The organism is Cryobacterium sp. Y82 (assembly GCF_002929495.1).
Classification (GTDB): domain Bacteria; phylum Actinomycetota; class Actinomycetes; order Actinomycetales; family Microbacteriaceae; genus Cryobacterium; species Cryobacterium serini.
The window spans coordinates 239,459-264,566 of the sequence record NZ_PJJJ01000035.1; the positions used below are offsets into that span (position 1 = coordinate 239,459).

Consider the following 25,108-nt stretch of genomic DNA (forward strand, 5'->3'; position numbering starts at 1 on the left):
AACTACGCCGTAACGCTCTCCGCGGTCGGAGCTGAAGCCTTGGCGCGCGCGGCGAGGGCCTTCTTGTCGTGTTTACGAATGACATCCTCACCATTTCGCAGCTGGGCATACATCGGTGACGCGATGAAGATGGTCGAATAAGTGCCGACCAGGATTCCGATGAGCAGAGCGAGCGAGATGTCGCGCAGGGTGCCGGCGCCCAGAACGAATGCACCGATGAACAGAATGGATGCCACGGGCAGGGCCGCCACGACGGAGGTGTTGATGGAACGCACGAGCGTCTGATTGACGGCGAGGTTCACCGACTCAGAGAAGGTTCGGCTTGAGCCTGACCCATCGAAATTCGTATTCTCGCGAATCTTGTCGAAAACAACGACGGTGTCATAGAGCGAGTACCCAAGGATCGTGAGAAACCCAATTACTGCCGCCGGCGTGATTTCAAAACCGGTTATCCCATAGAAGCCCGCAGTGATCACGAGGTCGTGCAGCAGGGCGACCATGGCTGCCACGGACATCTTCCAGGTGCGGAAGTAGATCGCCATGATGATTCCGGCCAGCACGAGGAACACGACCAGGGCACGAAGAGCCTGCCCGGTGATGTCCTGCCCCCAGGTCGCACCGATAAACGAGGTGGCAACCTCACGGACTGGAACGTTGTAGCCAGCGGCGAGAGCGTCACGCACCCCCGTGGTCTCTGCTTCCGAGAGCTGATCGGTCTGGATCCGCACACCGTCAGAGCCGACGGTGGAGACCTTCGGCACGGCGTCTGGAACAACACTCGCGACGGCATCCGTTGCCGTGGTCTCCGACTGGCTGGTCGTCTGCGAGACAACGAACTCGCTGCCCCCGGTGAATTCGATACCGAAAACGAAACCGCCGCGCAACAGGAACGGACCGACCAGGGCGATGAGGACCATTCCTCCGGCGATCAAGTACCAGAGCTTCCGACGCCCGACGATATTGAGCGAACGAGCGCCCGTGTAGAGGTCATTTCCAAATTTCGAGAAGCTGGCCATCAGGAATCCTTCCTGTCCGTCGATCGTTCAGTGCTGGTGCTCACGAGCTCTGAGGCTTTACGCTCGGCGATGGTTTGTCGCTTCGCTGCCTCTTTGCTCGAGGAAGAGACCTTGGAAGCCGACACCGACGCGGACGGCTCAAATCGGGCCCGTCCGCGGTAGACGGCCCCGAGCGCGCGCGGATCCAGCCCGCTGAGTTTGTGGCCCTCATTGAAGAACTTCGTCTGAGCGACCAGCTGCAGCATCGGGTGGGTGAACAAACTGACCACGAGCAGGTCGACGATCGTCGTGAGGCCAAGCGTCAGCGCGAAACCGCGCACGTTGCCAACGGCGAGCACGAACAACACGGCAGCGGCAAGAAAATTGACGACGTCAGAGGCGACGATGGTACGGAGAGCCCGCTTCCAGCCAGCTTCGACCGAGGACTCCAGCCCGCGACCGTCGCGCAGCTCATCACGAACACGTTCGAAGTACACGATGAACGAGTCGGCAGTGATACCGATAGCCACGATCAAACCGGCTACACCGGCCAGGGACAGGCGATAGCCGTCGCGCCAGGACAAAATGGTGATGAGCAGATACGTGATCACCGCAGCCACGCCTAGAGACGCAACCGTGATCATCCCGAGAAGACGGTACTGGGCGAGCGAGTACAGGACGACGAGGATCAGACCGATCAGGCCGGCGATCAGCCCATTGAGGAGTTGCGTCGACCCGAGCGTCGCCGAAATGGTGTCCTGGCTTTGCACGGTGAAGCTGATCGGAAGGGCACCGAACTTGAGCTGGTCTGCCAGCGCTTTTGAACTGTCCTGATCGAATGACCCGGTGATCTGTGGCTTGCCATCGAGGATGGCGGCCTGGGTGGTCGGGGCAGAGATGACATGGCCGTCGAGCACGATTGCAAACTGGTTCTGCACACCGGTGAGGTCGAACAACCGGGTGGTGACGTCAGCGAACTTCGAGGTTCCATCATTGTTGAAGACGATATTGACGGCCCACTCGCCCGTGGTTGCGCCGTTTTGCGTCGTTTGTTGGCCATTGGTCGCGTCGGCGATTGTGGACCCGTCCACCTCGACCGGACCGAGGATGTACTTGACGGATCCATCCGTTTCGCAGGTGATCAGGGGCCGGTTGGCCGGCGCCACATTGGTGGAGTTGATTTTGCTGCAGTCGAAGGCGTCGTACTCTGCCTGGAGTGCGGGGGTGACGTAGTTGAGGTCGCTTGCGTTGGTCGGTGCGACGGCGGGAGTGGTCGACAGGCTCGGATCGACGGGAGCTTGCGGCGTCGGTGTTGCGGTGCCGTCAGCACCGACGGTCTGGCCGGACGGTTGACCGGCGACGAGCACCGCCCGAAACTCGAGCTTTGCCGACGACTTGATACGTTCCAGGGTGGCGTCATCGGGGGTACCGGGAATCGATACGACGATGTTTCGTCCGCCCTGAGTATTGACCTCCGCCTCGGAGGCACCAGAGGAGTTCACACGCTGGCGGATGATACCGACCGCTTCGCCCAACTGTTCAGAGGTAACCGTCGCACCACTCTCAACTTGCGGGGCGAGAATGATCTGCGTTCCGCCCGCGAGGTCAAGGGCCAGTTTCGGCGTCCACGATCCGTTCTGGGTAAACACGCCAAAAGCGTTGAGGGCGATGAGGGCGACGATAATCACGCCAAGCCAGGTCAGGGATCGCCAGGCCTTCTTGACCGGAGAGGACTTAGCCACCTATGAACTCAGCTTTCTGTTGGCGCCCACGCCATAATGCGTGGGCGCGCCGCGTGTTGCAGTACGTGCGTTGTTTTACTGTGGTGCCAAGCGAGTATTGCGTAAAAATTAGAAACTACGCGTCACCCTTTTTGGGCTGGTCCGTGGTGTCGGTGTCGACATCGGCAACGCGCTGGCCGAATTCCGGCTCGGTGAGCGAGTCGATGCTATCAACACTGGAGTCCTCGGGGACATCGGCCACTACCGGCTCCACCACACGGGCGATGGTCTGACGGTGGATTTCGACAACGACGCCGGGGGCGATCTGCAGTTCGACCTTGTTGGCCTCTTCATCGATGGCGATGATGGTACCGTACATGCCGAAGTTGGTCATAACGTCGGCGCCGGGAACCATGGTGGCCTGCAGTGCTTCCTGGTCTTTCTTGCGCTTACGGCCATTGCGGAACATGAAGAAGACGAGAACGGCCAAAACGGCCAACATGACGAGAGTCAATGAATCCATAAAGCGGTATTACCTTTCGATTGCGGCACGGGTGGCCGAAGCTTGTGATGAGGCCCGCTTGTGCGGGCAGATACCTTCTGGACTAAGGCTATAGACAGATGGACCAAATTGAATTATAGATCAAGAAGGGTCGCACTGCCCTGAGGAGGGGTCAGACCGAAATGTTGCCACGCTGCGCTCGTGGCAACCCGCCCTCGCGGGGTGCGCGTGAGGAAGCCTATCCTTACCAGGAACGGCTCGACGACCGCCTCCACCGTTTCGGACTCTTCACCGACCGACACGGCCAGGGTGTTGAGCCCCACCGGCCCTCCCCCGAACCGGGTCAAAATGATCTTCATGACTTCACGGTCGAGGCGGTCGAGACCGATCGCATCGACGTCATACAGCTCGAGTGCCGCGTGTACCGCCGCAATGTCGGCCGCTCCCCCGTGCACGAGCGCATAGTCACGGACCCGGCGCAGCAGGCGGTTCGCGATGCGCGGTGTGCCGCGGCACCGTCCGGCGATCTCGGCCAGGGCATCTTTTTTGATCGGCAGGTCGATTAAAAGTGCTGCACGAGCCAGAACTTGTTCGAGCTCGCTCTCAGCGTAGAACTCGAGATGGGCTGTGAAACCGAATCGGTCGCGCAAGGGGTTCGGCAGCAGACCGGAACGGGTGGTGGCACCGACCAGGGTGAACGGGGCCAGGTCGAGCGGAACCGAAGTAGCACCGGCGCCCTTGCCGACCATAATGTCAATGCGAAAGTCCTCCATGGCGAGGTAGAGCATCTCTTCGGCGGAACGTGCCATGCGGTGGATCTCGTCGATAAAGAGCACCTCGCCGGGCACCAGGGAAGAAAGCACGGCCGCGAGGTCGCCGGCGTGTTGAATGGCTGGACCACTCGACATGCGCAGCGGACGGTTACCCTCGTACGCGACGATCATGGCCAGGGTGGTCTTGCCGAGGCCGGGAGGACCGGCCAGGAGGATGTGATCGGGTGTGCGATTCTGCATCGTTGCGGCGGTCAGCAGCAGCTCTAGCTGCCCACGAACCTTTTTCTGGCCGACGAATTCGGCCAGACTCACCGGGCGCAAGGCCCCCTCGAAGGCAAGCTCTGACTCGCTTTCAAGCGAGGGGTCGACCAGTTTGACGACGGAGTTTTCGATGTCAGGATCGGTTGTCACGAGCGAGACGTTCCGTTGCTCGCGGCGGCTGCAGAGCCGGTAGCGTGGTGCGCTGCCGGGCCCAAACGTCCGAGTGCCAGCCGGAGCACAGCGGCAACCGCCGGCGGCGCGGAGTCTGTACCGGCGGCATCCGCCAGCTCGGACAGGGTTTCGTCGACCGCCTCGGCCGCGATCCGCTCCGACCAGCCGAGGCCGATCAGGGCAGCCTGCACGCTCGCAGCGACCGATCGGACCCCGGGCTGGCGGGTCGGCGTGCTCGCGGCCGTGACGGCGAGTTTGCCGGCCAAGGAAAGCACGATGAGTTTTGCGGTTTTCGGTCCGATGCCGCTGACCTTGCGGAAGACGCCGTCGTCATCGCCGGCGACAGCCTGCGCGATCTGGTTAGGGGTGAGTACTGCAAGCACGCCGAGAGCGGACTTGGGGCCTACACCGGTCACACCGACGAGCAGTTCAAAGACCTCGAGTTCGTCACCGGTGGAAAAGCCATAGAGCGTGAGGGAATCCTCCCGCACGATGAGGATGGTCACCAGCCGGGCTTCCTCGTTGATGCGCAGGCCGAGTGCTATGGCCGGCGTCACCTGCACGGCGAGGCCGACTCCGCCGACCTCGATCACGACGGTTGAGCCGACGGCTGAAAGGACAAGGCCACGTACGGAAGAGATCACCGCTTAAGACTACGGGGCACCGCCGACACCGCTGGTACCAATCCTCGTTCGGCATCGCGCCACGCCTTCTGTGCCGGGGTGAGGGCAGCGGGCGTGACGGTGGACGCTTTCACCGACGTTACGGTAGGCAGCGTGCCACCAGATGCCCCGGTACGCCAGGCGTGGCAGATCGCGAGGGCGAGGGCATCCGCTGCGTCGGCTGGTTTGGGAATCTCGGTTAGCCCAAGGATGCGGGCGACCATTGTGCCGACCTGCTTTTTATCGGCGGCACCGTAGCCGGTGATGGCGGCTTTCACTTCGCTCGGGGTGTGCAGGGTCACCGGCAGGCCGCGCTTCGCGGCGAGCAGCAGGGCGACCCCGCTGATCTGCGCGGTGCCCATGACGGTGCGCACGTTGTGCTGGGCGAAGACGCGTTCAATGGCAATAAATTGCGGCCGATGGCGGTCGAGCATGTCTTCCAGACCCTCGGCCAGTAGCAGCAGCCTCTGCTCGAGGGGCAGGTCGGGTGCGGTGCGCAGCACGGTCACGTCCACCAGGCGAGCTGAGCGGTTACCCTCGACGTCGACCACGCCTACACCGCAGCGGGTGAGACCCGGGTCGATGCCGAGAACCCGTACCGCCATCGAATTACTCGGACTCGCTCGCGAGTGCGGCCTGTACCTCGGCGGACAGGTCGTAGTTGGAGTACACGTTCTGCACGTCGTCGAGGTCTTCCATTGCGTCGATCAGGTGGAACACCTTACGGGCGGTCTCTGCATCGACCTCGATCTTGAGCGAGGGAATGAACGCAATGTCCGCTGACTCATAGTCGATTCCGGCGGCCTGCAGCGCGGTACGAGTGGCGACGAGGTCGCTCACATTCGAGTGAATCTCGAACGTCTCACCCTCGTCGATGACCTCTTCGGCGCCGGCATCGAGAACGGCAAGCATGATGTCGTCTTCGGTCAGCGTCGGCAGGTGCTTGACCACAACGACGCCCTTGCGGTGAAAGTTGTAGGCGACGCTGCCCGGATCGGCCATGGCTCCGCCGTTGCGGGCCATCGCGGTGCGAACCTCGGCCGCGGCGCGGTTTTTGTTGTCGGTGAGGCACTCGATCATGATCGCAACACCGTGCGTGGCGTAACCCTCGTACATGATGGTTGTGTAGTCGACCTGCTCGCCAGACAGGCCAGCGCCGCGCTTAACCGCGCGGTCGATGTTGTCGTTGGGTACCGACGTCTTCTTGGCCTTCTGAATAGCGTCGACCAGCGTCGGGTTACCCGAGAGGTCAGCGCCGCCCAGTCGAGCCGCCACCTCAATGTTCTTGATGAGCTTGGCGAACGCTTTGGCCCGCCTGGAGTCGGTGACCGCCTTCTGGTGCTTCGTGGTGGCCCATTTGGAATGCCCGGACATACATCTCCCGTTGTTGTGCTCGATCGTTCACTGTGGTGCAGCAGGTGCCGGCGGCCCGTGGCCAATTGGCCGTAATGCGGCGAGCGGCGGCAGTGCGTGGTCGGTGCACGCTTAGGCGCCGAATCAGTCTATCCCGCAGTGACTTCCAGCAGCTTGTGCAGGGTATGCAGGTTGCGGGTGGTCGTCGTGTCGCGGTACTTAAGTTTGGCACTCTTCTTGCTGAAAGCACTCTTGATCCCGACCGACTTGCGAACCTCCCAATACAGCACACCGTGGCCGAGTTCGATGCGTTCCTCGGCGACCTCAAGTTCTTTGCGGTGCCCGGCAAGCTCGCTGAGATGACCAGGATCCGAGGAAAACATCACATACGGATGCCAGCCGTCGCGGCCCGCGTCGAAGGGGTACGCGCGAACGATCCGGTCGAGCGATTCAGCGTCGACGAGCACAATCCACGCATCGTACTCAAACCGAGCGGTCAGAGCCCCCTCGATGCGGGCCTTGAGGGCGGCGGCATCCGCTTTATCAACGAGCGGACTGTCGATGCTGAAGATCACATTGCCACTCGCCAACACCGTTTTGACGTCGGTGTAGCCGAGTTCGTGAAATGTGTCGGCAAGATCGGCCATGGTTATGGTGATGCCGTTGACGTTGATGCCACGGAGTAGTGCTACGTAACGGGTCATCGTTGACCACCGGTTGTCTGAGTCATGTCTGAACCCTAGCCACACTCTCGCGCCCGGCACAATTGAGCCGACTACTTACCGGGCGGCAGCAACCAATTTCTGTAGAAAATACTGGTGAAAACGATATTCGCCGGTGATTTCCGGGTGAAAAGAGGTTCCGAGCAGGTTGCCCTGCTCGACGGCGACGCAGCGCCCGTCGTCGAGGCTGGCCAGCGCGGTCGCCCGCGCACCGATGGTCTCCACGACCGGCGCTCGAATGAACACGGCGTGCACCGGCTCCTGACCGAGCGCGGGAATGTCGAGGTCGGTCTCAAAAGAGGCCGTCTGCGAGCCGAAAGCGTTGCGGCGCACTGCGATGTCAAGTCCGCCGAAACCCTGCTGGCCGTTCATGCCGTCGAGAATCGTGTCGGCAAGCATGATCAGGCCGGCGCAGGTGCCGTAGACCGGCAGGCCGCCCCGGATAGCAGCCCGCAACGGCTCGGCGAGGCCGAACGTGCGAGCCAGCTTGTCCATGACGCTCGATTCGCCGCCCGGAATGACCAGACCGTCGATTTGGTCGAGTTCTTCCGGGCGACGCACCAGATAGACGTTCGCTCCGAGTTTGCGCAACACCTGCGCGTGCTCGCGAAAATCCCCCTGAAGGGCAAGCACCCCGACCCGCAGCCCTGGCGGTACAGCGGTTTCAGCCGGTCGGGTGCCCACGGAGAGAATCGCCACGAACGGCCCGGCTACCAGCCGCGGCTGGCGAGGCGGTGCGGCGCGGGAATGTCGGACACGTTGATGCCGACCATGGCTTCACCGAGGCCGCGCGAGACATCCGCGATGACCTTGGCGTCGTCGTAGAACGTGACCGCCTTGACGATGGCCGCAGCGCGTTGCTCGGGGTTGCCCGACTTGAAGACGCCGGAGCCGACGAACACGCCGTCAGCGCCGAGCTGCATCATCATGGCGGCGTCAGCCGGGGTGGCTACGCCTCCGGCGGTGAACAGCACGACGGGCAGCTTGCCGGTCGAGGCGATCTCGGCGACGAGCTCGTACGGTGCCTGCAGTTCCTTGGCCGCAACATACAGTTCGTCGCGGCTCATCGAGGTGAGGCGCTTGATCTCGCCGTTGATGGTGCGGATGTGCTTGGTGGCTTCGGAGACATCGCCGGTGCCAGCTTCACCCTTGGAACGGATCATGGCCGCGCCCTCGGTGATGCGGCGAAGCGCCTCGCCGAGGTTGGTGGCGCCACAAACGAAGGGAATGGTGAAGTTCCACTTGTCGATGTGGTTCAGGTAGTCGGCCGGGCTGAGCACTTCGGACTCGTCGATGTAGTCGACGCCGAGCACCTCAAGAATTTGGGCCTCAACGAAGTGGCCGATGCGGGCCTTCGCCATGACCGGAATGTTGACCTCGGCGATGATGCTGTCGATGAGGTCGGGGTCGCTCATGCGGGCCACGCCACCCTGTGAGCGGATGTCGGCGGGAACGCGTTCGAGAGCCATGACGGCGACAGCGCCGGCGTCTTCAGCAATACGAGCCTGGGCAGCGGTGACGACGTCCATGATGACGCCGCCCTTGAGCATTTCGGCGAGTCCGCGCTTGACGCGGCTCGATCCGAACTGCTCGGCGGAGGTTGATTCAGTCATAGCTATAATCCTATTCCTTGCGCGGTGGTGGTCTGGTCGGCGGCGGGTGCTATGACGCGGAAAGACTGGGTGCGCCCCAGCACACAGTAATTGTTCATCGGGTTAGCGGGGCGCTGCAGCCGCGGTCGTGGCACCAGGCCAGCCCTCGGCAATGTCGCGACGCACGTCGCCGAGCAGACGCGGAATAGCTTTGGTGCCGGCGATGATGGGAAAGAAGTTCGAGTCGAGGGCCCAGCGTGGCACGATGTGCTGGTGCAGGTGCTCGGCGATACCGGCCCCGGCGATGCGCCCCTGATTCATACCGATGTTGAATCCGTCACAGTTCGACACGTTGGTGAGCACCCGCATCGCGATCTGGGTGAGCTCGCCGATCTCGGCGATCTCTTCCGGTGTGGCCTGGTCGTAGGTGGCGACATGCCGATACGGGCAGACGAGCACGTGGCCGCTGTTGTACGGAAACAGGTTGAGGAGTACATAGGCGTGGGTGCCGCGCGCCACGATCAGCGCTTTCTCGTCGTCCAGACTCGGAGCGATGCAGAACGGGCAGTCATCCGGGTGCGGCTGTTGCCCATCCTGGATGTAGACCATCCGATGCGGTGTCCAGAGCCGTTGGAAGGCGTCCGGAACCGAAGCGAAGTCGGCAGCGGTTTCGCTCGCACGCCCGTCGCCAGCGTCCGACCCGCGCAGCCGATCGGCCGGGATTCCCATCATGCTAGGCCTGTGCCTCGGCCGCGATCAAGGCAACCGGGCTCGTGGTGACCTGCGCGCGGTTCTTGATCGATTCCACGATGAGACGCACCGCCTCCTTGATCGGCACCCCATTTTGCTGCGTGCCGTCGCGGAAGCGAAAGCTCACCGCGCCGTTGGCCTGGTCATCCTCGCCGACGATGAGCTGGTAGGGCACTTTCGCCTTGGTGTGCGTGCGGATCTTCTTTTGCATGCGGTCGTCGGAATGGTCGACCTCAGCGCGCACGCCGACCTTCTTCAAAGTTGCGATCACGTCATCGAGGTACGGACCGTACTGCTCGGAGACGGGGATGCCGACAACCTGTACCGGGGCTAGCCAGACGGGGAATGCCCCGGCGTAGTGCTCGGTGAGCACGGCGAAGAAGCGTTCGATCGAGCCGAACAGGGCGCGGTGGATCATGACCGGGCGTTGGCGGCTGCCGTCGTTCGCGGTGTATTCGAGGTCGAACCGTTCTGGCAGGTTGAAGTCGAGCTGAATGGTCGACATCTGCCAGGTACGCCCGATGGCGTCCCTGGCCTGCACCGAGATCTTGGGACCGTAGAACGCCGCCCCGCCCGGGTCGGCGACCAGGTCGAGACCGGATGCCTCGGCGACCTCACGGAGCGTCTCAGTGGCTTCGTCCCAGGCGTCGTCACTGCCGACGAACTTCTTTGGGTCTTTCGTGGACAGTTCGAGGTAGTAGTCTTCAAGGCCGTAATCGGCGAGCAGATGCAGCACGAAATTGAGGGTGCTCGTGAGCTCCTCTTTCATGCCTTCCTTGGTCGTGTAAATGTGGGCGTCGTCCTGCGTCATACCGCGCACCCGGGTGAGCCCGTTGAGCACCCCGGACTTCTCGTAGCGGTAGACCGAGCCGAATTCGAACAGGCGCATCGGCAGGTCGCGGTAGCTGCGGCCACTCGACTTGAAGATGAGGTTGTGGAACGGGCAGTTCATCGGCTTGAGGTAGTAGTCGACGCCCTGGCGGGTGACATGGCCGCTATCGTCACGTTCCTCGTCGAGGTGCATCGGCGGGAACATACCTTCGCGGTACCAGTCGAGGTGGCCCGAGGTTTCGAACAGGGTCGACTTGGTGATGTGCGGCGAGTAAACGAAGTCGTAGCCGGCTTCAACGTGGCGCTTGCGGGAGTAGCTCTCCATCTCCTGTCGAATAATGCCGCCCTTGGGGTGGAACACGGCCAGGCCGGAACCGATCTCTTCCGGAAAGCTGAACAGGTCGAGTTCGGCGCCAAGCTTGCGATGATCGCGCTTGGCGGCCTCTTCCTGGCGGGTTTGGTAGGCGCGTAGTTCGTCCTTGGTGGGCCAGGCGGTGCCATAGATGCGCTGCAGCTGCGGGTTCTTCTCAGAGCCGCGCCAGTACGCGGCGGCCAGGCGGGTGAGCGAGTAGCCGTTGCCGATCATGCGGGTGTTGGGCAGGTGCGGGCCGCGGCAGAGATCTTTCCAGAGCGTCTCCCCCGTCTTCGGGTCAACGTTGTCGTAGATGGTGAGCTCGGCGCCGCCGACCTCGACGGACTCGTTGTCTTCGGTGGTGGAGCCGCCCTTCAGCCCGATGAGCTCGAGCTTGTACGGTTCGGCAGCCAGTTCAGCTCGGGCTTCGTCGTCGGTCACGACTCGGCGCACGAAGCGCTGCCCCTGACGAATGATGCGATCCATCGCTTTTTCCAGTGACTTCACGTCATCGGGGGTGAATGGAACCTCGACGTCGAAGTCGTAGTAGAACCCGTCGGTGATGGGCGGGCCGATGCCGAGCTTGGCGGTCGGGTTCACCGTCTGCACTGCCTGGGCCAGAACGTGGGCGGCCGAGTGGCGAAGAATGCTGAGGCCGTCGGGAGAATTTATGCTGACCGGTTCGACAGCATCCGTCGGCAACACGGTGGCCGCCAGGTCTTTCAACTCACCATTGACGCGCATTGCGACAACGGATCGATCGGTGAAAAGCGCAAAGCCGTCAGCCACGTGTATAACTCCCTGTTGTTTGCCTACCCGTTAACTTTAGCGGCGTGCGCGGGCGCGCTCGTCGGTCGCGCTCTGTCTCGGCGTTGATCACGCCCGCACGCCCTTCTCCCCGAGCCAATTTTGGAGTACTTTGGCCGTGATTTGAGAACCCGATCACCGCCGACAGCAAGGAAACGACCCATGGCACCTTCATCGCACCCGTCTAACTCCACTCGTTTGGGAGCGAGGCGTTTTTGGCACCTTCCCGCACTGGTGATGCCTACCGTCGTCGTTCTCGGCGCCCTCATCGGCGTGCCAGCGGCGTCCGCTGCAACGGATGTCTCGGCCATTTCCACGGGGCGGGGCACGGTCAGTATCGTGGCCGGCACGTACGACTTTTTCTTCGCCGGGCAACGCGCATCCGTTTATGGCGAGATATCAGCTGTCGCCCCCGCCTCTGGCGTTCCGACGGGATCCGTGCGAGTCGTGTCTCTCGAACCGGGCAGCCCCACTGATACACAGGAACTCTTGCCCAGCGATACGGTTGGCGTTTTCTATTCCGACGCCCAGCCCAGCGTGGCAGGAACGCGCCAGTTTCGCGTGGACTACCTCGGGGATGCGAACTTTGCTCCAGCCTCGAAAACCTTTGACTACGTTGTGCCGATCGGCCCGGATACGAAGACCACGCTGATCGCGAAGCCGTCTGGCACTATCACGGCCGGGCAATCGATCACCTTTACGGCGGACGTCACGGACAGCAAGGGTCGAGCGTTGGGTACTCCGCTTTTCGGCGAGGAGATTTCCTTCTTCGACAACGGCCAGCCGCTGGTCGGCGACCAGGTGTTTGGCGAATGGCACTCCACGTTGACCACGACGAGCCTGTCGGTGGGGGTGCACCGCATTACCGCGAAAAGTTTCGCCGTGTTCTACGATTCGTCGACGTCGCCAGTGGTGACGGTCACGGTTCTGGCGAAGACCGCCGCGGCCGCCAAGGTGGCCGGAACGCTGAGTGTGTCGCCGAGGGGTGAGGTCAAAGTCGGCACCGCTGTCAGGGCTGTGGCGAAATTCGCTCCGCGCTCGGGCACCGCCACGGTGACCGGTTTCGTGCAGTTCTACGACATAACAACAAAGGTCGGCAGCCGCGTAGCGCTCAAGAACGGTTCAGCCTCGTTCACGTACACGTCGCTCAAGGTCGGCACTCACGCGCTGATAGCCCGCTACCTGGGCACGCCGAAGTTCGCTCAGACGTTGACCGTGCCGAAAATCGTACGGGTAATTCGGTAGCAGAAATGTGCGGGCTCAGCCTGCGACGTCCGGCCTGGGCCACCACACCTCCACCGATTCCCTCGATAGTCCAATGACAAGATGGGCGCAGTGGTCCCACTGCTCTCAGGCCGGTCATCGTTGCGCGCCGAATCTGGGCAGAAAAAAACCCCGGATGACCGGGGCTCTCATTCAGCTGAAAATATTTTGTGGGCGATACTGGGATCGAACCAGTGACCTCTTCCGTGTCAGGGAAGCGCGCTACCGCTGCGCCAATCGCCCAAGATTCTGGGAACTATCTATTCTTCAGGACGTGCACAAAGAATGGAGGTGGATACGGGATTCGAACCCGTGTTAACGGCTTTGCAGGCCGCTGCCTCGCCTCTCGGCCAATCCACCATGTGGGTTCATACCAAACGAATTGGAACCGGCCTTTCGACCGATTCCAGTTCATTTGAGCGGATGACGAGATTCGAACTCGCGACCCTCACCTTGGCAAGGTGATGCGCTACCACTGCGCCACATCCGCAACTGTCCGCATTTCTGCGTACTTGAAGACTCTAGCCGAATAGCCAGACGGAAACCAAACCGAGCCGTTTACGGCGTGTTGCATCAGGTACTGCAGAACGCTTGGCAGCCCGGCTTGAGAGCGCTGGGACGCGCGCGCCACACCCGGAGCAGCGTCGATGTGCTTCGGCAGGCAAGTCTGGGCTAGTATCAAAAGTCGCAGGCAGCAACCTTGGTTTATGCGTGCAGATGAAGTTTGGGCGATTGGCGCAGCTGGTAGCGCGCTTCCTTCACACGGAAGAGGTCGTGGGTTCAAGTCCCGCATCGCCCACCACGAAACACGAAAGCCCCGAGAAATCGGGGCTTTCGTGTTGGCACGCTAACGCCATGCTGCGAGAGCGGGATAGTCGTCTCACTCGGTCCGGAACAACGGATTGCCCCTCTCACGAGATGGGTTAAGTGTCGAACGGAGCAACCTAGTCTGAGAGACATGGACGTGCTTCTCGACATCTGGCAACGCATGACGACACCGCACGCCATGCTGGAACCGCTCATCGCCTGGCTGACCGTGGCAGCAGCCGCTCTGATTGTGCTCTTTCCTCCGCTCTGGCGCCTCTCTCGCCACGCCATCACGATCGTGCACGAAGGCGGGCACGGTGTCGTCGCCGTGCTGAGTGGGCGGCGGCTGGGCGGCATCCGACTGCATTCGGACACGTCCGGGCTCACCGTGAGTCGCGGACGCCCGACTGGCCCCGGCATGATCTTTACCCTGCTGGCCGGCTACCCGGCCGCTGCGCTGCTCGGCCTCGGCGCGGCTTGGTTGCTCAGTTTGGGCTACGACGTGGGCCTGTTATGGGTACTTCTCCTACTGCTGGCTGTGCTGCTCGTGCAGATTCGCAATTGGTTCGGGCTCTGGTCGGTTGCCGTCACCGGCGCTGTGGTGTTTGGTGTCTCCTGGTTTGGGTCGCCCCGGGTGCAGGGTGTTTTTGCGCTGCTGGTCACCCTGACTCTCCTTCTCGGTTCGCTGCGCACGTCCCTCGAACTGCAACAATCCCGGTCGCGACGGTCCGGCTCCTCGTCGGACGCCGATCAGTTGGCGAGACTCACCCACATTCCGGGTATTTTCTGGGTGGCCGTGTTCATCGTCGTGCAACTGCTCTGCGTGGTCCAGAGCGCACGACTGCTCGGCTTTCTTTGAATCTAAGACTCGCTTTCAGTCAATCGTGGGAGGCTGGAAGCATGACAAAAATTGCGATAATCGGCGGACACGGAAAAGTTGCCCTCCACCTGGCCCGTTTGCTCATGACCGCGGGACATGAGGTCACCTCGCTCATCCGCAACCCCGAACACGTCAAAGACGTCTCGGCGACCGGCGCGACGCCGCTCGTAGCGGATGTCGAGCACCTCTCGGCAGACGAAATGGCCAAAGCGCTCGCCGGACACGATGCTGTGGTCTGGTCGGCCGGCGCCGGCGGAGGCACCGCAGAGCGCACCTACGCCGTTGACCGGGACGCGGCCATCCGCTCCATGGACGCTGCCGCGCAAGCCCACGTCGGCCGCTATGTGATGGTGTCGTACCAGGGGTCACGTGCCGATCACGGGGCCTCCCCCGACGATGGCATGTTTGCCTACTACGAGGCCAAGGCCGCCGCCGATGACTATCTGCGCGCCACCTCGCTGAACTGGACCATCCTCGGACCGAGCACGTTAACCCTGAACGCCGCGACGGGCTCCATCAACGCAGGCTCTGATGCGAGTGGTACCACCTCACGCGAGAACGTGGCGCTCGTTGCCGCGGCCGTGCTGGCCAACGAAAATACCGTGGGCGCTTTCATCGAATTCACCGACGGCGAGGTGCCGATCGGCGAGGCCATAGCCGCTACCCACTAACGGGGTCCGACACTGACGGGCCAAGCATCTGACGGGCCAAGCAGCTGACAAGCCGAGCAGCTGACAAGCCGAGCAGCTGACAAGCTCAGAAGCCAAAATCCCCACCGAAGTCGCCGCCACCGAAATCTCCGCCGGAGTCGCCACCCGCATCGCTCGCGGCGTCGGCGTTGGTTTCGGTGTTGGCGTCCGCGCCGGCATCGGTGCCGCCGCCGTCCATCGGCATAAAGGCGCTCACCAATGCTGAACCAATGACGAATCCGGCTACGGTGCCCAGCAGTGAGCTGCCCATCATGCCCCCGAAGCCCATTCCGTTCTGGTTTCCAAACGAACGGTTCAGCGTACCCGGCTGACGCAGTTCGGCCCGGGTTGCGGCCTGGGCGAGGGTGGCCGGTGCGGCGTCGGCCGGGCGCTCGCTCGGTTCGACGTTCTCGGTGAGTTGGCGAAAGAGAATGTCGCGTTGCTCGTCGGTCAGCTTCGAGAACGCCTCGGTGTGCACCGCTTCAATGGTTTCGGGTGGAGCCGTGCGCAGCAGGTACTGGTACCGTTCGACTGCAATCTCATCATCGCTACGCGCGGGGGCGCCGTTTCGCTGGTTTGACCGGTCGTTCGTGGGTGATTGCTCCTTGCGGCCCAGCAGAAAGTCAAGAAATCCCATGGTGTTCTACTCCTTTTGTGGAATCGTCTGTGATCAACATTTTTCCAGATCTTTCTGAGTGCCGGCGTCGTCAGTTTCCCCGGCCGAACCAGGTCGTGATGCCGGGCGAATAGAGCACAGAATCGGGCGCGCGGTCGGCGAGCCCGGCGAAACCGGCCACGGCCAACAGGGTGTCATCGAGACTGACCAGGTCGGCCCCGAACAACGGCCATGGCGCGTGGTGGTTGCGCAAATGCACGGTCCGACCACGGATGCTCGTGAACAACGCCCATCGCGCGGTGAGAAAGTCCGCCAATGGATTATCAACGACGGCGTCTCGACCCGGCCGCGCCACGATCTCTGTGCGCTTACTGCGGTCCCCGTGTCGCGTCGAGCTGTACCGGTACTGGCCGGAATCGACTGCGAGACGGGTGTGCGACCAGACGTAGGGCAACGAGAACAGGGCGCGGGCGGCCAACACGGCCGCGAGGCGACTGGCTTCCAGTGACACAAAAACGACACCGCGACGGCCAGCGGAGTCGACAGCGTAGAGGCGCACATTCACTTCGACAAAGGTGCCGAAGTACGGTATTGGCGGGCTGCCGAAAATGGTCGCCCGATCAAGCACAAACGGAATCAGGCCGACCCAGCTCGACCCGTCGTATTCATCGGGTACAAGGCCTTTCGGCAGCAGCGGCGCGACCAGGGCCGCATCCACTCGCCAGTGTAGAAACACCAGATGCGACCAGCGCTGGCTCGCCGACGCCCGCCCCGCCAGGGGCGGTGCGATCGCCGAAATGGGATAAGCCTCGGCGTTCGACACGGGATCCTTTCACAGAATTTTTCACTGAGAATTTCGCGGGGTGTGGCTCACGGTACTCGCTGGCTCGTGTCTACGCCTGTTGATCACCCGGGAATGAGGGTCGGAAGCCACGTCTGCTCAGCAATCGCGGAGGCGGCCTGTGTAAACATGAACAAGACGAAATCGTTTTGAAGCAATACATGAAATAGTGGATGAGGGAGAAGGATGCCGGGCTCGACTGTTCTCGACCTCTTACTGATCTTGGTCTTGTTCGTTGCCCTCGTCAACGGCTACCGCAGCGGACTGCTGCAGAGCCTCACCGGCATCGTCGGCGCTGTGGCCGGCGGAGTTGCCGCCTTCTTTGTGGTTCCCCTGGTGGGCAGTTGGGTACCTGCGGCGCAATGGCGCACACCAGCCACCATCGCCGTGGCGATCGTGCTCGTGCTCATCGGACATTCGCTGGGCACCTCCGCGGGAGGCATGGTGGGGCGCAGAAAGAAGCGCTCTCCCCTCGGTGCCATCAACCGCGTGCTGGGCGCTGTATTCGCCGCCGTCGCCTCGGCCCTCGTGGCGTCGATGGTCGCGTTCAGCATCGGCTCCCTCGGCATCCCGTTCCTGTCCCCTGCCATCGCCTCCTCCACCGTCGTGTCAGGCATTGACTCGTTCACCCCCGACCCGGTCAAGGCGCTCATGGCTGAGCTGCGCTCCGTGGCCGTGCAGCAGGGCCTGCCACGTATCGTCGACGCATTCACGGGACCGACACCGGATGCCGCCGAAGCTGACACGAGCAGCCCGGCACTGGCCGTGGCCGCGCAGTCGGTCGTGCGCATCACCGGAACGGCCTACGCCTGCGGGCAGAGCCAGTCCGGAAGTGGCTTCGTCGTCTCCGACGGCCGCGTCATCACGAACGCGCACGTCGTCGCCGGAGTGGGCGAGCCCGTCGTGGAAACGCCGACGGGCGAAACAATGGCCGGCGAGATCGTGTACTTTGACCCGGTCGACGACCTCGCCATCATTTCGGTGCCCGGGCTCGGTGCGCTACCGCTGCCCGTCGGCGCAAATCTCCCAGCGGGCAGCGGCGCGGCCGCCGACGGGTATCCCTTCGGAGGGCCGTATGTCTCCGACCCGACGCAGGTCATCTCGATCGGCACCATCAACGTGGCCGACATTTATGGTCAGGACCCGACGCCACGACAGGTGTACACCCTGGCTTCGGACGTGCAGCAGGGCGAATCGGGCGGACCGCTCCTGAGCGAATCCGGTCTGGTGGTCGGCGTTGTCTTTGCCAAGGCGTCCAACACCGATAACGTCGGCTATGCCCTCGCGCTCGAAGAGGTGCAGCCGGTTATCAGCCAGGCGCCCGGCCTGAGCTCCCCGGTATCATCCGGAACCTGCGTTCGCGGCTGAGCCAGGGCATCCGCTTGCCCGCGGGAACAGCCCAGGCCTAACCGGCAAAGCCAGAAGCTAGACACGCTCGAGGGCGTAGCCCTCCTCGCCGTGCACGCTTGTGTCGATTCCGGCCAGTTCATCTTCGTTCTTAATGCGAAAGCCGATGGTCTTCTCGATCGCAAGACCGAGCAGGTACGCAACGATGAAGGAGTAGACGAGAACCGAAAAGCCTGCAATGGCCTGCACGGCGAGCTGACCAAGGTCGCCGCCGGTGAAGAGTCCGGTGTTGATGGCGAAGAAGCCAAGGTAGAGGGTGCCGATGATGCCACCGACGAGGTGAATGCCGACGACGTCGAGCGAGTCGTCGAAGCCGAGCTCGAATTTGAGTTCAACGGCGAGGGCGCAAACGGCGCCGGAGAGCCCACCGAGCAAGAGCGCCCAACCCGGTTCGAGGTTGGCGCAGGCCGGGGTGATGGCGACGAGGCCGGCCACAGCACCCGATGCGGCGCCAACCGAAGTGGCTTTACCGTCCTTGAACTTCTCGACGAGCATCCAGGCGAGGATGGCCGCTGCCGTGGCGCCGAGGGTGTTGATCACAATGATGCCGACATTGGCGAGGCCATTGAGCCATTCAGCACCGGCGTTGAAACCAAACCAGCCAAACCAGAGGATCGAGGCGCCAATGAGCACGAGCGGTACATTGTGCGGTTTGGTGATGCCCTTCTGGAACCCGACGCGCTTGCCGAGAACCAGGGCGAGGGCGAGAGCTGCGGCACCGGCGTTGATGTGCACCGCGGTACCACCGGCATAGTCAATGACGCCGGGGAGACCCAACGTGTCACCGAGCGTCATGATCCAGCCGCCACCCCAGACCCAGGCTGCGACCGGGAAGTAGACGAGGGTTGCCCAGATACCCGCGAAGATCATCCAGGATCCGAACTTCGCCCGGTCGGCAACGGCGCCGCTGATGAGGGCAACGGTGATGATCGCGAAGGTCGCCCCGTAGGTGGCACCGAGCAGGTCGATGCTGCCCGTCTCTCCCATGGCGAGCTCGCCGAGACCGAAGTCGGAGAACGGATTGCCGGCGAATTCGGTGGGACCGTTCACGGCACTCATGTTGTAGCCGTACAGGATCCACAAAACGCTGATGAGGCCCAGTGCACCAAAGCTCATCATCATCATGCTGATGACACTCTTAGCCTTGACCAGTCCGCCGTAAAAGAAGGCGACCCCCGGTGTCATAAACAACACGAGCGCGGTGGCGGTCAGCCCCCATGCAATGCTTCCGGTTTCCATAGAATTGTCCTCACGCGTCTCAAAGGTGCAGGGCGTAGCGCGAGGCGAGCCACCTCGGATACGAGTCCAGTATCTGAGGTGACTGTTACAACAAACGTTCCGACGTGTTTCGTGACGGTTACGAGCGCTGACGAATTGTTAACGCCAGATTTCGGGGTCAGTCGGTGTGCGGCGGTAGCTCTCCCGTGGTGAGGGCAACCATGCGCGACTGCGACCGTTGGTACTTCTTGCGATACCCGCCAGCCATCATCTCGTCGTCGAACACCTCGTTGAGCGGACGCCCACTGGCGACGATCGGAATCTCAGCGTCATAGACGCGGTCGATGAACGCGACCAGTCGCAGGGCGTCGGACTGATCGGTCAGGAGGAACACACCGCGCAAAGCAATAACCTCGACGTCGCGAATGACCTTGACATACTTTGACGGATGCACGGTGCCCAGATGACGAATCAAAGAGCCGAAGTCATCTTCGGTGACCTTCGAGCCACGCTCGAGCAGGGTGTTGACCAGGTGTTCACGTGCCTCGGGCAGAACAGCTACGGCCTGCCCGGTGACATTCCGACGACGGTAGTCAAGACCGTCGATGCGCAGGGTCTCGAAGTTGGCACTCATCGCCGAGATCTCGCGCAGAAAGTCCTGCGCGGCAAACCGGCCCTCGCCGAGCGAGTTGGGCGGGGTGTTCGACGTGGCGGCGACGCGGGTGCCGGAGGCGACGAGTTCGCCGAGCAGTCGGGTCATCACCATGGTGTCGCCCGGATCGTCGAGTTCAAACTCGTCAATGCAGATGAGCTTCGCGCTGCGCAGCTCCTTGATGGTCTCCTGATAGCCAAGGGCGCCGACGAGGGCGGTGTATTCGATGAAGGTGCCGAAGTACTTCGGGCCGGTCGCGGCATGCCAGAGCGCTGCGAGCAGGTGGGTCTTGCCGACACCGAACCCACCATCGAGGTAGATGCCCGGTAGGTCGTCCCTCGCCTGCCGGCGGCGAGAGAAGAATCCGGCCGGCCGAGGGTTCACGAATTCCTGCAGCTTTTCGACGGCTTCGACTTGGGACGGGTAGTCGTGATCTGGCCGGTAGTTCTCGAACGAGGCGTGTTCAAACTGGGGAGGCGGTACCAGTTCAGCCACTATTTCCCGGCCCGTGATGCTCGGGGTTCGTTCGGCCAGTTGCGGAACCGTGTGGTGCGCCTTCTCGTGGGCCTCTGGTGCCATGCTGAAACGCCCGTTCTCGTTCTTCGTGCTGTGAATGCGCAGTGTGTGCAAATGCGCTGTGTGCCGGCACCGCGTAGATTTGTGGGTGGACCAGATAAGCCTAATCCGCTGTCAACTCAAATCCGTATGCATCCGCTACCCCTGGAGGTTACATGTCTGCCCCGTTCGATCCGACCGAGAAGTTCGCCGCCTACGCCCACCCCTCCAGACTGGTTTCCACCGACTGGCTGGCCGAACACCGCGGTGATGCAGGACTGGTCGTGGTCGAATCCGACGAAGACGTGCTGCTCTACGAAGTGGGACACATCCCCGGATCAGTGAAAATCGACTGGCATACCGACCTCAACGACAAGGTGAACCGCGACTACATCGAGGGCGTCGCCTTCGCTGCCCTCATGAGCAGCAAGGGCATCACGCGTGACAGTACCGTCGTCATCTACGGCGACAAGAGCAACTGGTGGGCCGCCTACGCCCTCTGGGTTTTCACCCTGTTCGGCCACGACGATGTTCGCCTACTCGACGGTGGACGCACAAAGTGGCTCGCCGAGGAGCGCGAGATAACAACGGATGCCTCTTCCGTCACGCTCACGGAATACCCGGTGGTCTCGCGCGACGACACCCCGATTCGCGCCTTCAAGGACGACGTGCTCGCCCACTTCGGTAATCCGCTCATTGATGTGCGCTCCGACGAGGAATACAGCGGCGTGCGCACGACGATGCCCGCTTACCCTGAGGAGGGAGCCCTGCGCGGCGGCCACATTCCTACCGCCGCGTCGGTGCCGTGGGCCCGGGCCGCGGACGCCGACTCCACCTTCCGCACGCGCACCGAACTGGACGATATCTATCGCGGGGAGGCTGGTCTGGCCGACGGCGACGACGTGATCGCCTACTGCCGCATCGGCGAGCGGTCGAGCCACACCTGGTTTGTGCTGACCCACCTGCTCGGCTTCGAGAATGTGCGCAACTACGACGGCTCCTGGACCGAGTGGGGCAACGCCGTCGCCGTGCCGATCGCGGTCGGCACGGCACCCGGTGCCGCCCCGGCACCGCGCCGATGAGCGCAGACCTGCTGGCAGAGATTCGCCAGGACTTTCTGGAACTCGAGCAGAAGGACCGTCTGCTCTTGCTGCTCGAGTTCGCCAATGACCTGCCCGAACTTCCGCAGCAGTTTCAGGACCACCCCGATCTGCTCGAGCGCGTCGTCGAGTGCCAATCGCCGGTCTTCATCTTCGTCGACCTGGATGCTGACGGCACCTTCCACCTGCACGCCACGGCTCCGCGCGAGTCGCCGACCACGCGAGGGTTTGCCTCGATCCTCGCCCAGGGGCTCGACGGCCTGACCGCCGAGCAGGTACTCGCCGTTCCCGATGACTATCCGCAGACCATCGGCTTGAGCGAAGCCGTCTCTCCGCTGCGCCTGCGCGGCATGAGCGCTATGCTCGGCCGGGCCAAACGCCAGCTCCGGGATCGGCTCGCCGCTTAAAGTGTCGGCCATCGGGCAAGCCAGGCCGCGATCTCAACGTTTAGCGCCTGCACGGCATGAGCGCTATGCTCGGCCGGGCCAAACGCCAGCTCCGGGATCGGCTCGCCGCTTAGGGTGTGGGTAGCTGGGCCAGCCAGGCCGCGATCTCTTCGTTCCACCGCTCAGGGTCGTAGTTCCACAGTTTCGTGTGTCTGGCTTCGGTAAAAGCAACGAGGGTCACCAGGTCCGGCCGTCGGTCGGCGAGTCGACGCGACCCGGTCGGGGGCACAAAACCATCGTCATCGCTGTGCAGCAGCAGAACGGGCTGGTGCACGTCGCGGGCCCGTTCCACAAAGTCGAGCCTGGCAAAATCAATGGGAGCGTCCTGCCCGGTGAGGCGCCGGGTCCAGCGCGCCCCCAACACCACGACAGCGCCGCGGGCGATCAGTTTTGGTAACCGACGTTCCGTGGCCTGGGCGGCAATGACGTCTCGCCAATCGATGACCGGCGATTCCAGCACGACACCGACGATCAGGTTCGCGCGTCGACCGCGAGTCAATGCCTGCAACACCACGGCACCGCCCATCGACCAGCCCATGAGCACGATGCTCGTCGCCCCGTGCGCGGCGGCGTAGTCGAGGGCGGCGTCAATGTCAGGCCATTCGGTGTCGCCGAGGCCGTAGCGCCGGTCAGTGCTGGCGGGAGCGTCGCCGTCGTTTCGGTAGGAGACGAGCAACGAGGTGTAGCCGGCCGCGCGAAACACCGGCACGGCCCGCAAGGCCTCCTCGCGGCGCACGGCCCGGCCGTGCACCTGGATCACCCATCGTGTCGACCGGAACACGGCATCCGCTGGAACGAGCCAGGCGGGGGCCGGCCCGACGGGCGTGCTCACGGTGACCTCCGCCCAGGCGAAACCAAGGTCGGCGGGGCTGGTGTAGAGCCAACCGCTAAACCGACCTCGGCGCGCAGCGGTGAGGTCGCCGTAGTCCACGCTGAGAATGCGCCGGGTAACGGTCGCCGCCCCGCGCGCGGTGATCTCACCGACCCTGGCATGCCCGGTGCCCGCGCTGAAGAAGAAGCTGTAGTTACCCGGAAGGACAGAATCGCGATGGCGTTGCAGTGTGATCGTGCCGCTCGGCAGGTCGACTGCGACAACCCGGGTGTCGTCGGTACGGACTGCGGGCGGTGTGACAATGGTCTTCGCCATGACCCCCGCAAGCACACCGGCTGCACCGACGATAGCCACGGCGGAGCCGGCGATGAGGATGCCGGTGGCGCCGAGAATCGCGCGCAAAGCATGATCATGACGCCCGATGGGGGGATGTGGGTCGTGCACGTGCACCTCCGACTGATCGGCGTGCCTCACGGACAACACCCAGAAAAAACTCTAGTCTGCAGACGTGCCCGAAACAGATCAATCGCTTCCCGCGGAGTTTGCCGCGGCGTTGACCGCGATTCGTCGCGCGACGAGCCGGGCCGAATTAGTCGTCACCGAAATTGCCGCTCCCGCACAACTCGCCCCGTATTCAATCGCTTTGGCCGCCAATATCCGGCCCGTTCGGCACGGAAGGGACTCCGAGCTGGGAACCGGCCGATTCATCCTGCTGTACGACCCGGAGGAGCCAGAAGGCTGGAATGGCGCCTTTCGCGTCGTCTGTTTCGCGCAGGCTCCACTCGAGGTCGAGATCGGGCTCGACCCGTTTTTGGCCGAGGTTACCTGGGCGTGGCTTGTCGATGCCCTCGACTCCCGCAAGGCCAAGTACACCGCGGCCTCCGGAACGGCGACTAAAATAATCTCATCAGGCTTTGGCGCACTCGCCAAACAGGGAGATGGTGCGCAGATTGAGCTGCGTGCGTCGTGGACACCCCTGAATCACAATCTCACCGCCCACGTCGAGGGGTGGGGCGAGCTGCTATGCATGCTCGCCGGACTCCCTCCCGCTGGGGAAGGAGTCAGTATGTTGTCAGCACGCCGAGCAGCCCGTGGCTGAATCGCTCCACCAGGTCATTGACACTCGCGAGGCCTATCTCGCAGCGACGGCCGCTCTGGCCGCCGGGAACGGGCCGGTCGGGGTCGATGCGGAACGGGCATCCGGTTTCACCTATTCGCAACGCGCATATCTGATTCAGATCTACCGCCGCGGCGCCGGAACTTTTCTGTTCGACCCGCCGCCGATCGGGGACTTCAGCGAGTTGAATGATTCTCTCGCCGACGCCGAGTGGATTCTGCACGCCGCAAGCCAGGACCTCGCCTGCCTGCGTGAGGTCGGACTCGACCCGATACGCATCTTCGACACCGAACTCGCCGCCCGGCTGCTCGGCCTCCCGCGGGTCGGCCTCGGCACCGTGGTGGAAGAGCTGCTCGGAATTCACCTCGCCAAGGAGCATTCTGCCGCGAACTGGTCGACTCGGCCCCTGCCCGAATCGTGGCTGGTGTATGCCGCCCTCGACGTTGAGTTGCTGCCCGACCTGCGCGACCGCATGGTCGACCTGCTCGTCGAGTCCGACAAGACCGACATCGCCGACCAGGAATTCGCCGCGACCCTGGCCAAAGAGGCCAAGGCGGCGCGCATTGATCCGTGGCGTCGATTGTCGGGTATCCACTCCCTGCACGGGCAGCGCAATCTGGCCGTTGCCCGCGAGCTGTGGCTTGCCCGCGATGAATTCGCCCGCGAAGTCGATGTCTCCCCTGGGCGCCTCGTTCCCGACGCTTCCTTGCTGGCTGCCGCCCGCGTGCTGCCGGCAACGAGGCAGGCTCTGTCCGATCTGCGCGAGTTCAACGGTCGCGCCAGTCGCAATGAACTCGAACGCTGGTGGGCCGCCATTGAGCGTGGCCGCACGACGACCGATCTGCCAGCGCTCAAGGCGACCAGCGATACCTTGCCGCCACCGCGGGCCTGGGCGGACCGTAATCCGGAGGCTGATGTGCGTTACCGGGCGGCGCGCTCTGTGTTGCAGGCCGTCACGGATGAACTTGAGATTCCCCTCGAGAATCTGCTCACTCCGGACTACCTGCGTCGGGTGTCGTGGTCGCCGCCAGAACCGGCGGACGCCGCATCCGTTGGCCGAGCTCTAACCACCCTGGGAGCGCGACGCTGGCAAGTTGACGCGACCGCACAATTAATAGCGAATGCTTTTGTAGAAGTTCCACAAGCAGCCGATCCCATCTCGGATCTGGAGTCGTAGAAACCTGCAAACGATT

The 25,108-nt window shown here is 63.0% G+C and carries 25 protein-coding genes and 4 tRNA genes; 9 read left to right on the forward strand and 20 right to left on the reverse strand.

Features of this window, described 5'->3' with window-relative positions:
* Positions 1 to 2 precede the first annotated feature (2 nt).
* The 12 genes from secF to thrS all read right to left on the reverse strand — a co-directional run bounded on the left by secF (position 3) and on the right by thrS (position 11,429).
* On the reverse strand, positions 3 to 1,016 hold the full coding sequence (gene secF / locus CXY70_RS13220; RefSeq protein ID WP_104192804.1) for a protein translocase subunit SecF: 1,014 nt from the start codon (positions 1,014 to 1,016) through the stop codon (positions 3 to 5).
* Positions 1,016 to 2,737, reverse strand: coding sequence for a protein translocase subunit SecD (secD, locus tag CXY70_RS13225; protein WP_104192805.1), 1,722 nt, complete (start codon positions 2,735 to 2,737; stop codon positions 1,016 to 1,018). The genes secF and secD overlap by 1 nt, the downstream gene beginning before the upstream one ends.
* A gap of 115 nt (positions 2,738 to 2,852) precedes the next feature.
* A complete protein-coding gene (gene yajC / locus CXY70_RS13230; RefSeq protein WP_104192806.1) occupies positions 2,853 to 3,239 on the reverse strand; it encodes a preprotein translocase subunit YajC in 387 nt (128 codons plus the stop codon).
* Positions 3,240 to 3,352: 113 nt separating this feature from the next.
* On the reverse strand, positions 3,353 to 4,363 hold the full coding sequence (ruvB, locus tag CXY70_RS13235) for a Holliday junction branch migration DNA helicase RuvB (protein ID WP_104192871.1): 1,011 nt from the start codon (positions 4,361 to 4,363) through the stop codon (positions 3,353 to 3,355).
* A gap of 35 nt (positions 4,364 to 4,398) precedes the next feature.
* The gene (ruvA, locus tag CXY70_RS13240; protein WP_104192807.1) at positions 4,399 to 5,067 is read right to left on the reverse strand and encodes a Holliday junction branch migration protein RuvA; all 669 of its coding nucleotides are present in this window, start codon (positions 5,065 to 5,067) and stop codon (positions 4,399 to 4,401) included.
* Positions 5,064 to 5,690 (reverse strand): crossover junction endodeoxyribonuclease RuvC, encoded by a 627-nt coding sequence (gene ruvC / locus CXY70_RS13245; protein ID WP_104192808.1) that lies wholly within the window; start codon positions 5,688 to 5,690, stop codon positions 5,064 to 5,066. Before ruvC ends, ruvA begins: the two co-directional genes overlap by 4 nt.
* Positions 5,691 to 5,694: 4 nt before the next feature.
* Complete coding sequence (locus tag CXY70_RS13250; protein WP_104129021.1) at positions 5,695 to 6,459, reverse strand: YebC/PmpR family DNA-binding transcriptional regulator; 765 nt, start codon at positions 6,457 to 6,459, stop codon at positions 5,695 to 5,697.
* Positions 6,460 to 6,587: 128 nt separating this feature from the next.
* Entirely contained in the window at positions 6,588 to 7,142 is a 555-nt protein-coding gene (locus CXY70_RS13255) for a DUF1697 domain-containing protein (RefSeq protein ID WP_104192809.1), read from the reverse strand.
* A gap of 75 nt (positions 7,143 to 7,217) precedes the next feature.
* Complete coding sequence (gene pdxT, locus CXY70_RS13260) at positions 7,218 to 7,859, reverse strand: pyridoxal 5'-phosphate synthase glutaminase subunit PdxT (protein ID WP_233205929.1); 642 nt, start codon at positions 7,857 to 7,859, stop codon at positions 7,218 to 7,220.
* An 11-nt stretch (positions 7,860 to 7,870) separates the two neighbouring features.
* A complete protein-coding gene (pdxS, locus tag CXY70_RS13265; RefSeq protein ID WP_104192810.1) occupies positions 7,871 to 8,773 on the reverse strand; it encodes a pyridoxal 5'-phosphate synthase lyase subunit PdxS in 903 nt (300 codons plus the stop codon).
* A gap of 102 nt (positions 8,774 to 8,875) precedes the next feature.
* Positions 8,876 to 9,484: an HIT domain-containing protein gene (locus CXY70_RS13270; RefSeq protein WP_233205930.1), complete on the reverse strand. Its 609-nt coding sequence runs from the start codon at positions 9,482 to 9,484 to the stop codon at positions 8,876 to 8,878.
* Between the two features lies 1 nt (position 9,485).
* A complete protein-coding gene (gene thrS / locus CXY70_RS13275) occupies positions 9,486 to 11,429 on the reverse strand; it encodes a threonine--tRNA ligase (RefSeq protein WP_233205933.1) in 1,944 nt (647 codons plus the stop codon).
* Positions 11,430 to 11,729: 300 nt separating this feature from the next.
* Here thrS and CXY70_RS13280 point away from each other — a divergent pair, with 300 nt between their 5' ends.
* Complete coding sequence (locus tag CXY70_RS13280) at positions 11,730 to 12,737, forward strand: Ig-like domain-containing protein (protein WP_233205934.1); 1,008 nt, start codon at positions 11,730 to 11,732, stop codon at positions 12,735 to 12,737.
* Positions 12,738 to 12,926: 189 nt separating this feature from the next.
* Here the strand turns inward: CXY70_RS13280 and CXY70_RS13285 are convergent.
* The 3 genes from CXY70_RS13285 to CXY70_RS13295 all read right to left on the reverse strand — a co-directional run bounded on the left by CXY70_RS13285 (position 12,927) and on the right by CXY70_RS13295 (position 13,245).
* Positions 12,927 to 12,998 (reverse strand) — tRNA-Val (locus CXY70_RS13285).
* 43 nt (positions 12,999 to 13,041) lie between these two features.
* Positions 13,042 to 13,115: transfer RNA gene (locus CXY70_RS13290), tRNA-Cys, on the reverse strand.
* A gap of 58 nt (positions 13,116 to 13,173) precedes the next feature.
* Positions 13,174 to 13,245: transfer RNA gene (locus tag CXY70_RS13295), tRNA-Gly, on the reverse strand.
* Positions 13,246 to 13,481: 236 nt separating this feature from the next.
* Here CXY70_RS13295 and CXY70_RS13300 point away from each other — a divergent pair.
* The 3 genes from CXY70_RS13300 (at position 13,482) to CXY70_RS13310 (ending at position 15,113) form a co-directional block, all read left to right on the forward strand.
* A tRNA-Val gene (locus tag CXY70_RS13300) sits at positions 13,482 to 13,557 on the forward strand.
* Positions 13,558 to 13,713: 156 nt separating this feature from the next.
* Entirely contained in the window at positions 13,714 to 14,421 is a 708-nt protein-coding gene (locus CXY70_RS13305; RefSeq protein ID WP_104192813.1) for a M50 family metallopeptidase, read from the forward strand.
* A 41-nt stretch (positions 14,422 to 14,462) separates the two neighbouring features.
* The gene (locus CXY70_RS13310) at positions 14,463 to 15,113 is read left to right on the forward strand and encodes an SDR family oxidoreductase (RefSeq protein WP_104192814.1); all 651 of its coding nucleotides are present in this window, start codon (positions 14,463 to 14,465) and stop codon (positions 15,111 to 15,113) included.
* An 85-nt stretch (positions 15,114 to 15,198) separates the two neighbouring features.
* Here the strand turns inward: CXY70_RS13310 and CXY70_RS13315 are convergent, their stop codons facing one another.
* Both CXY70_RS13315 and CXY70_RS13320 read right to left on the reverse strand, forming a co-directional pair.
* Positions 15,199 to 15,768 (reverse strand): hypothetical protein, encoded by a 570-nt coding sequence (locus tag CXY70_RS13315; protein ID WP_104192815.1) that lies wholly within the window; start codon positions 15,766 to 15,768, stop codon positions 15,199 to 15,201.
* Positions 15,769 to 15,838: 70 nt separating this feature from the next.
* Complete coding sequence (locus CXY70_RS13320) at positions 15,839 to 16,570, reverse strand: YqjF family protein (protein WP_104192816.1); 732 nt, start codon at positions 16,568 to 16,570, stop codon at positions 15,839 to 15,841.
* Between the two features lie 204 nt (positions 16,571 to 16,774).
* Here CXY70_RS13320 and CXY70_RS13325 point away from each other — a divergent pair, with 204 nt between their 5' ends.
* On the forward strand, positions 16,775 to 17,956 hold the full coding sequence (locus CXY70_RS13325) for a MarP family serine protease (protein ID WP_104192817.1): 1,182 nt from the start codon (positions 16,775 to 16,777) through the stop codon (positions 17,954 to 17,956).
* A 57-nt stretch (positions 17,957 to 18,013) separates the two neighbouring features.
* Here the strand turns inward: CXY70_RS13325 and CXY70_RS13330 are convergent, their stop codons facing one another.
* Both CXY70_RS13330 and zapE read right to left on the reverse strand, forming a co-directional pair.
* Positions 18,014 to 19,234 carry an ammonium transporter gene (locus CXY70_RS13330; protein ID WP_104192818.1) on the reverse strand — a complete coding sequence of 407 codons (1,221 nt, stop codon included), beginning with the start codon at positions 19,232 to 19,234 and terminating at the stop codon, positions 18,014 to 18,016.
* Between the two features lie 157 nt (positions 19,235 to 19,391).
* Positions 19,392 to 20,444 (reverse strand): cell division protein ZapE, encoded by a 1,053-nt coding sequence (gene zapE / locus CXY70_RS13335; protein WP_104192874.1) that lies wholly within the window; start codon positions 20,442 to 20,444, stop codon positions 19,392 to 19,394.
* 152 nt (positions 20,445 to 20,596) lie between these two features.
* Here zapE and CXY70_RS13340 point away from each other — a divergent pair, with 152 nt between their 5' ends.
* Together CXY70_RS13340 and CXY70_RS13345 are read left to right on the forward strand one after the other, a co-directional pair.
* The gene (locus CXY70_RS13340; RefSeq protein WP_104192819.1) at positions 20,597 to 21,502 is read left to right on the forward strand and encodes a sulfurtransferase; all 906 of its coding nucleotides are present in this window, start codon (positions 20,597 to 20,599) and stop codon (positions 21,500 to 21,502) included.
* Positions 21,499 to 21,927, forward strand: a complete 429-nt coding sequence (locus CXY70_RS13345) for a SufE family protein (RefSeq protein WP_104192820.1) — start codon at positions 21,499 to 21,501, stop codon at positions 21,925 to 21,927. Before CXY70_RS13340 ends, CXY70_RS13345 begins: the two co-directional genes overlap by 4 nt.
* A gap of 109 nt (positions 21,928 to 22,036) precedes the next feature.
* Here the strand turns inward: CXY70_RS13345 and CXY70_RS13350 are convergent, their stop codons facing one another.
* The gene (locus CXY70_RS13350) at positions 22,037 to 23,200 is read right to left on the reverse strand and encodes a S9 family peptidase (protein ID WP_146066133.1); all 1,164 of its coding nucleotides are present in this window, start codon (positions 23,198 to 23,200) and stop codon (positions 22,037 to 22,039) included.
* A gap of 106 nt (positions 23,201 to 23,306) precedes the next feature.
* On the opposite strand from CXY70_RS13350, the gene CXY70_RS13355 reads away from it, so the two are divergent.
* Together CXY70_RS13355 and CXY70_RS13360 are read left to right on the forward strand one after the other, a co-directional pair.
* Positions 23,307 to 23,897: a DUF3000 domain-containing protein gene (locus tag CXY70_RS13355; RefSeq protein ID WP_104192822.1), complete on the forward strand. Its 591-nt coding sequence runs from the start codon at positions 23,307 to 23,309 to the stop codon at positions 23,895 to 23,897.
* On the forward strand, positions 23,890 to 25,092 hold the full coding sequence (locus CXY70_RS13360) for an HRDC domain-containing protein (protein WP_104192823.1): 1,203 nt from the start codon (positions 23,890 to 23,892) through the stop codon (positions 25,090 to 25,092). The genes CXY70_RS13355 and CXY70_RS13360 overlap by 8 nt, the downstream gene beginning before the upstream one ends.
* Positions 25,093 to 25,108 lie beyond the last annotated feature (16 nt).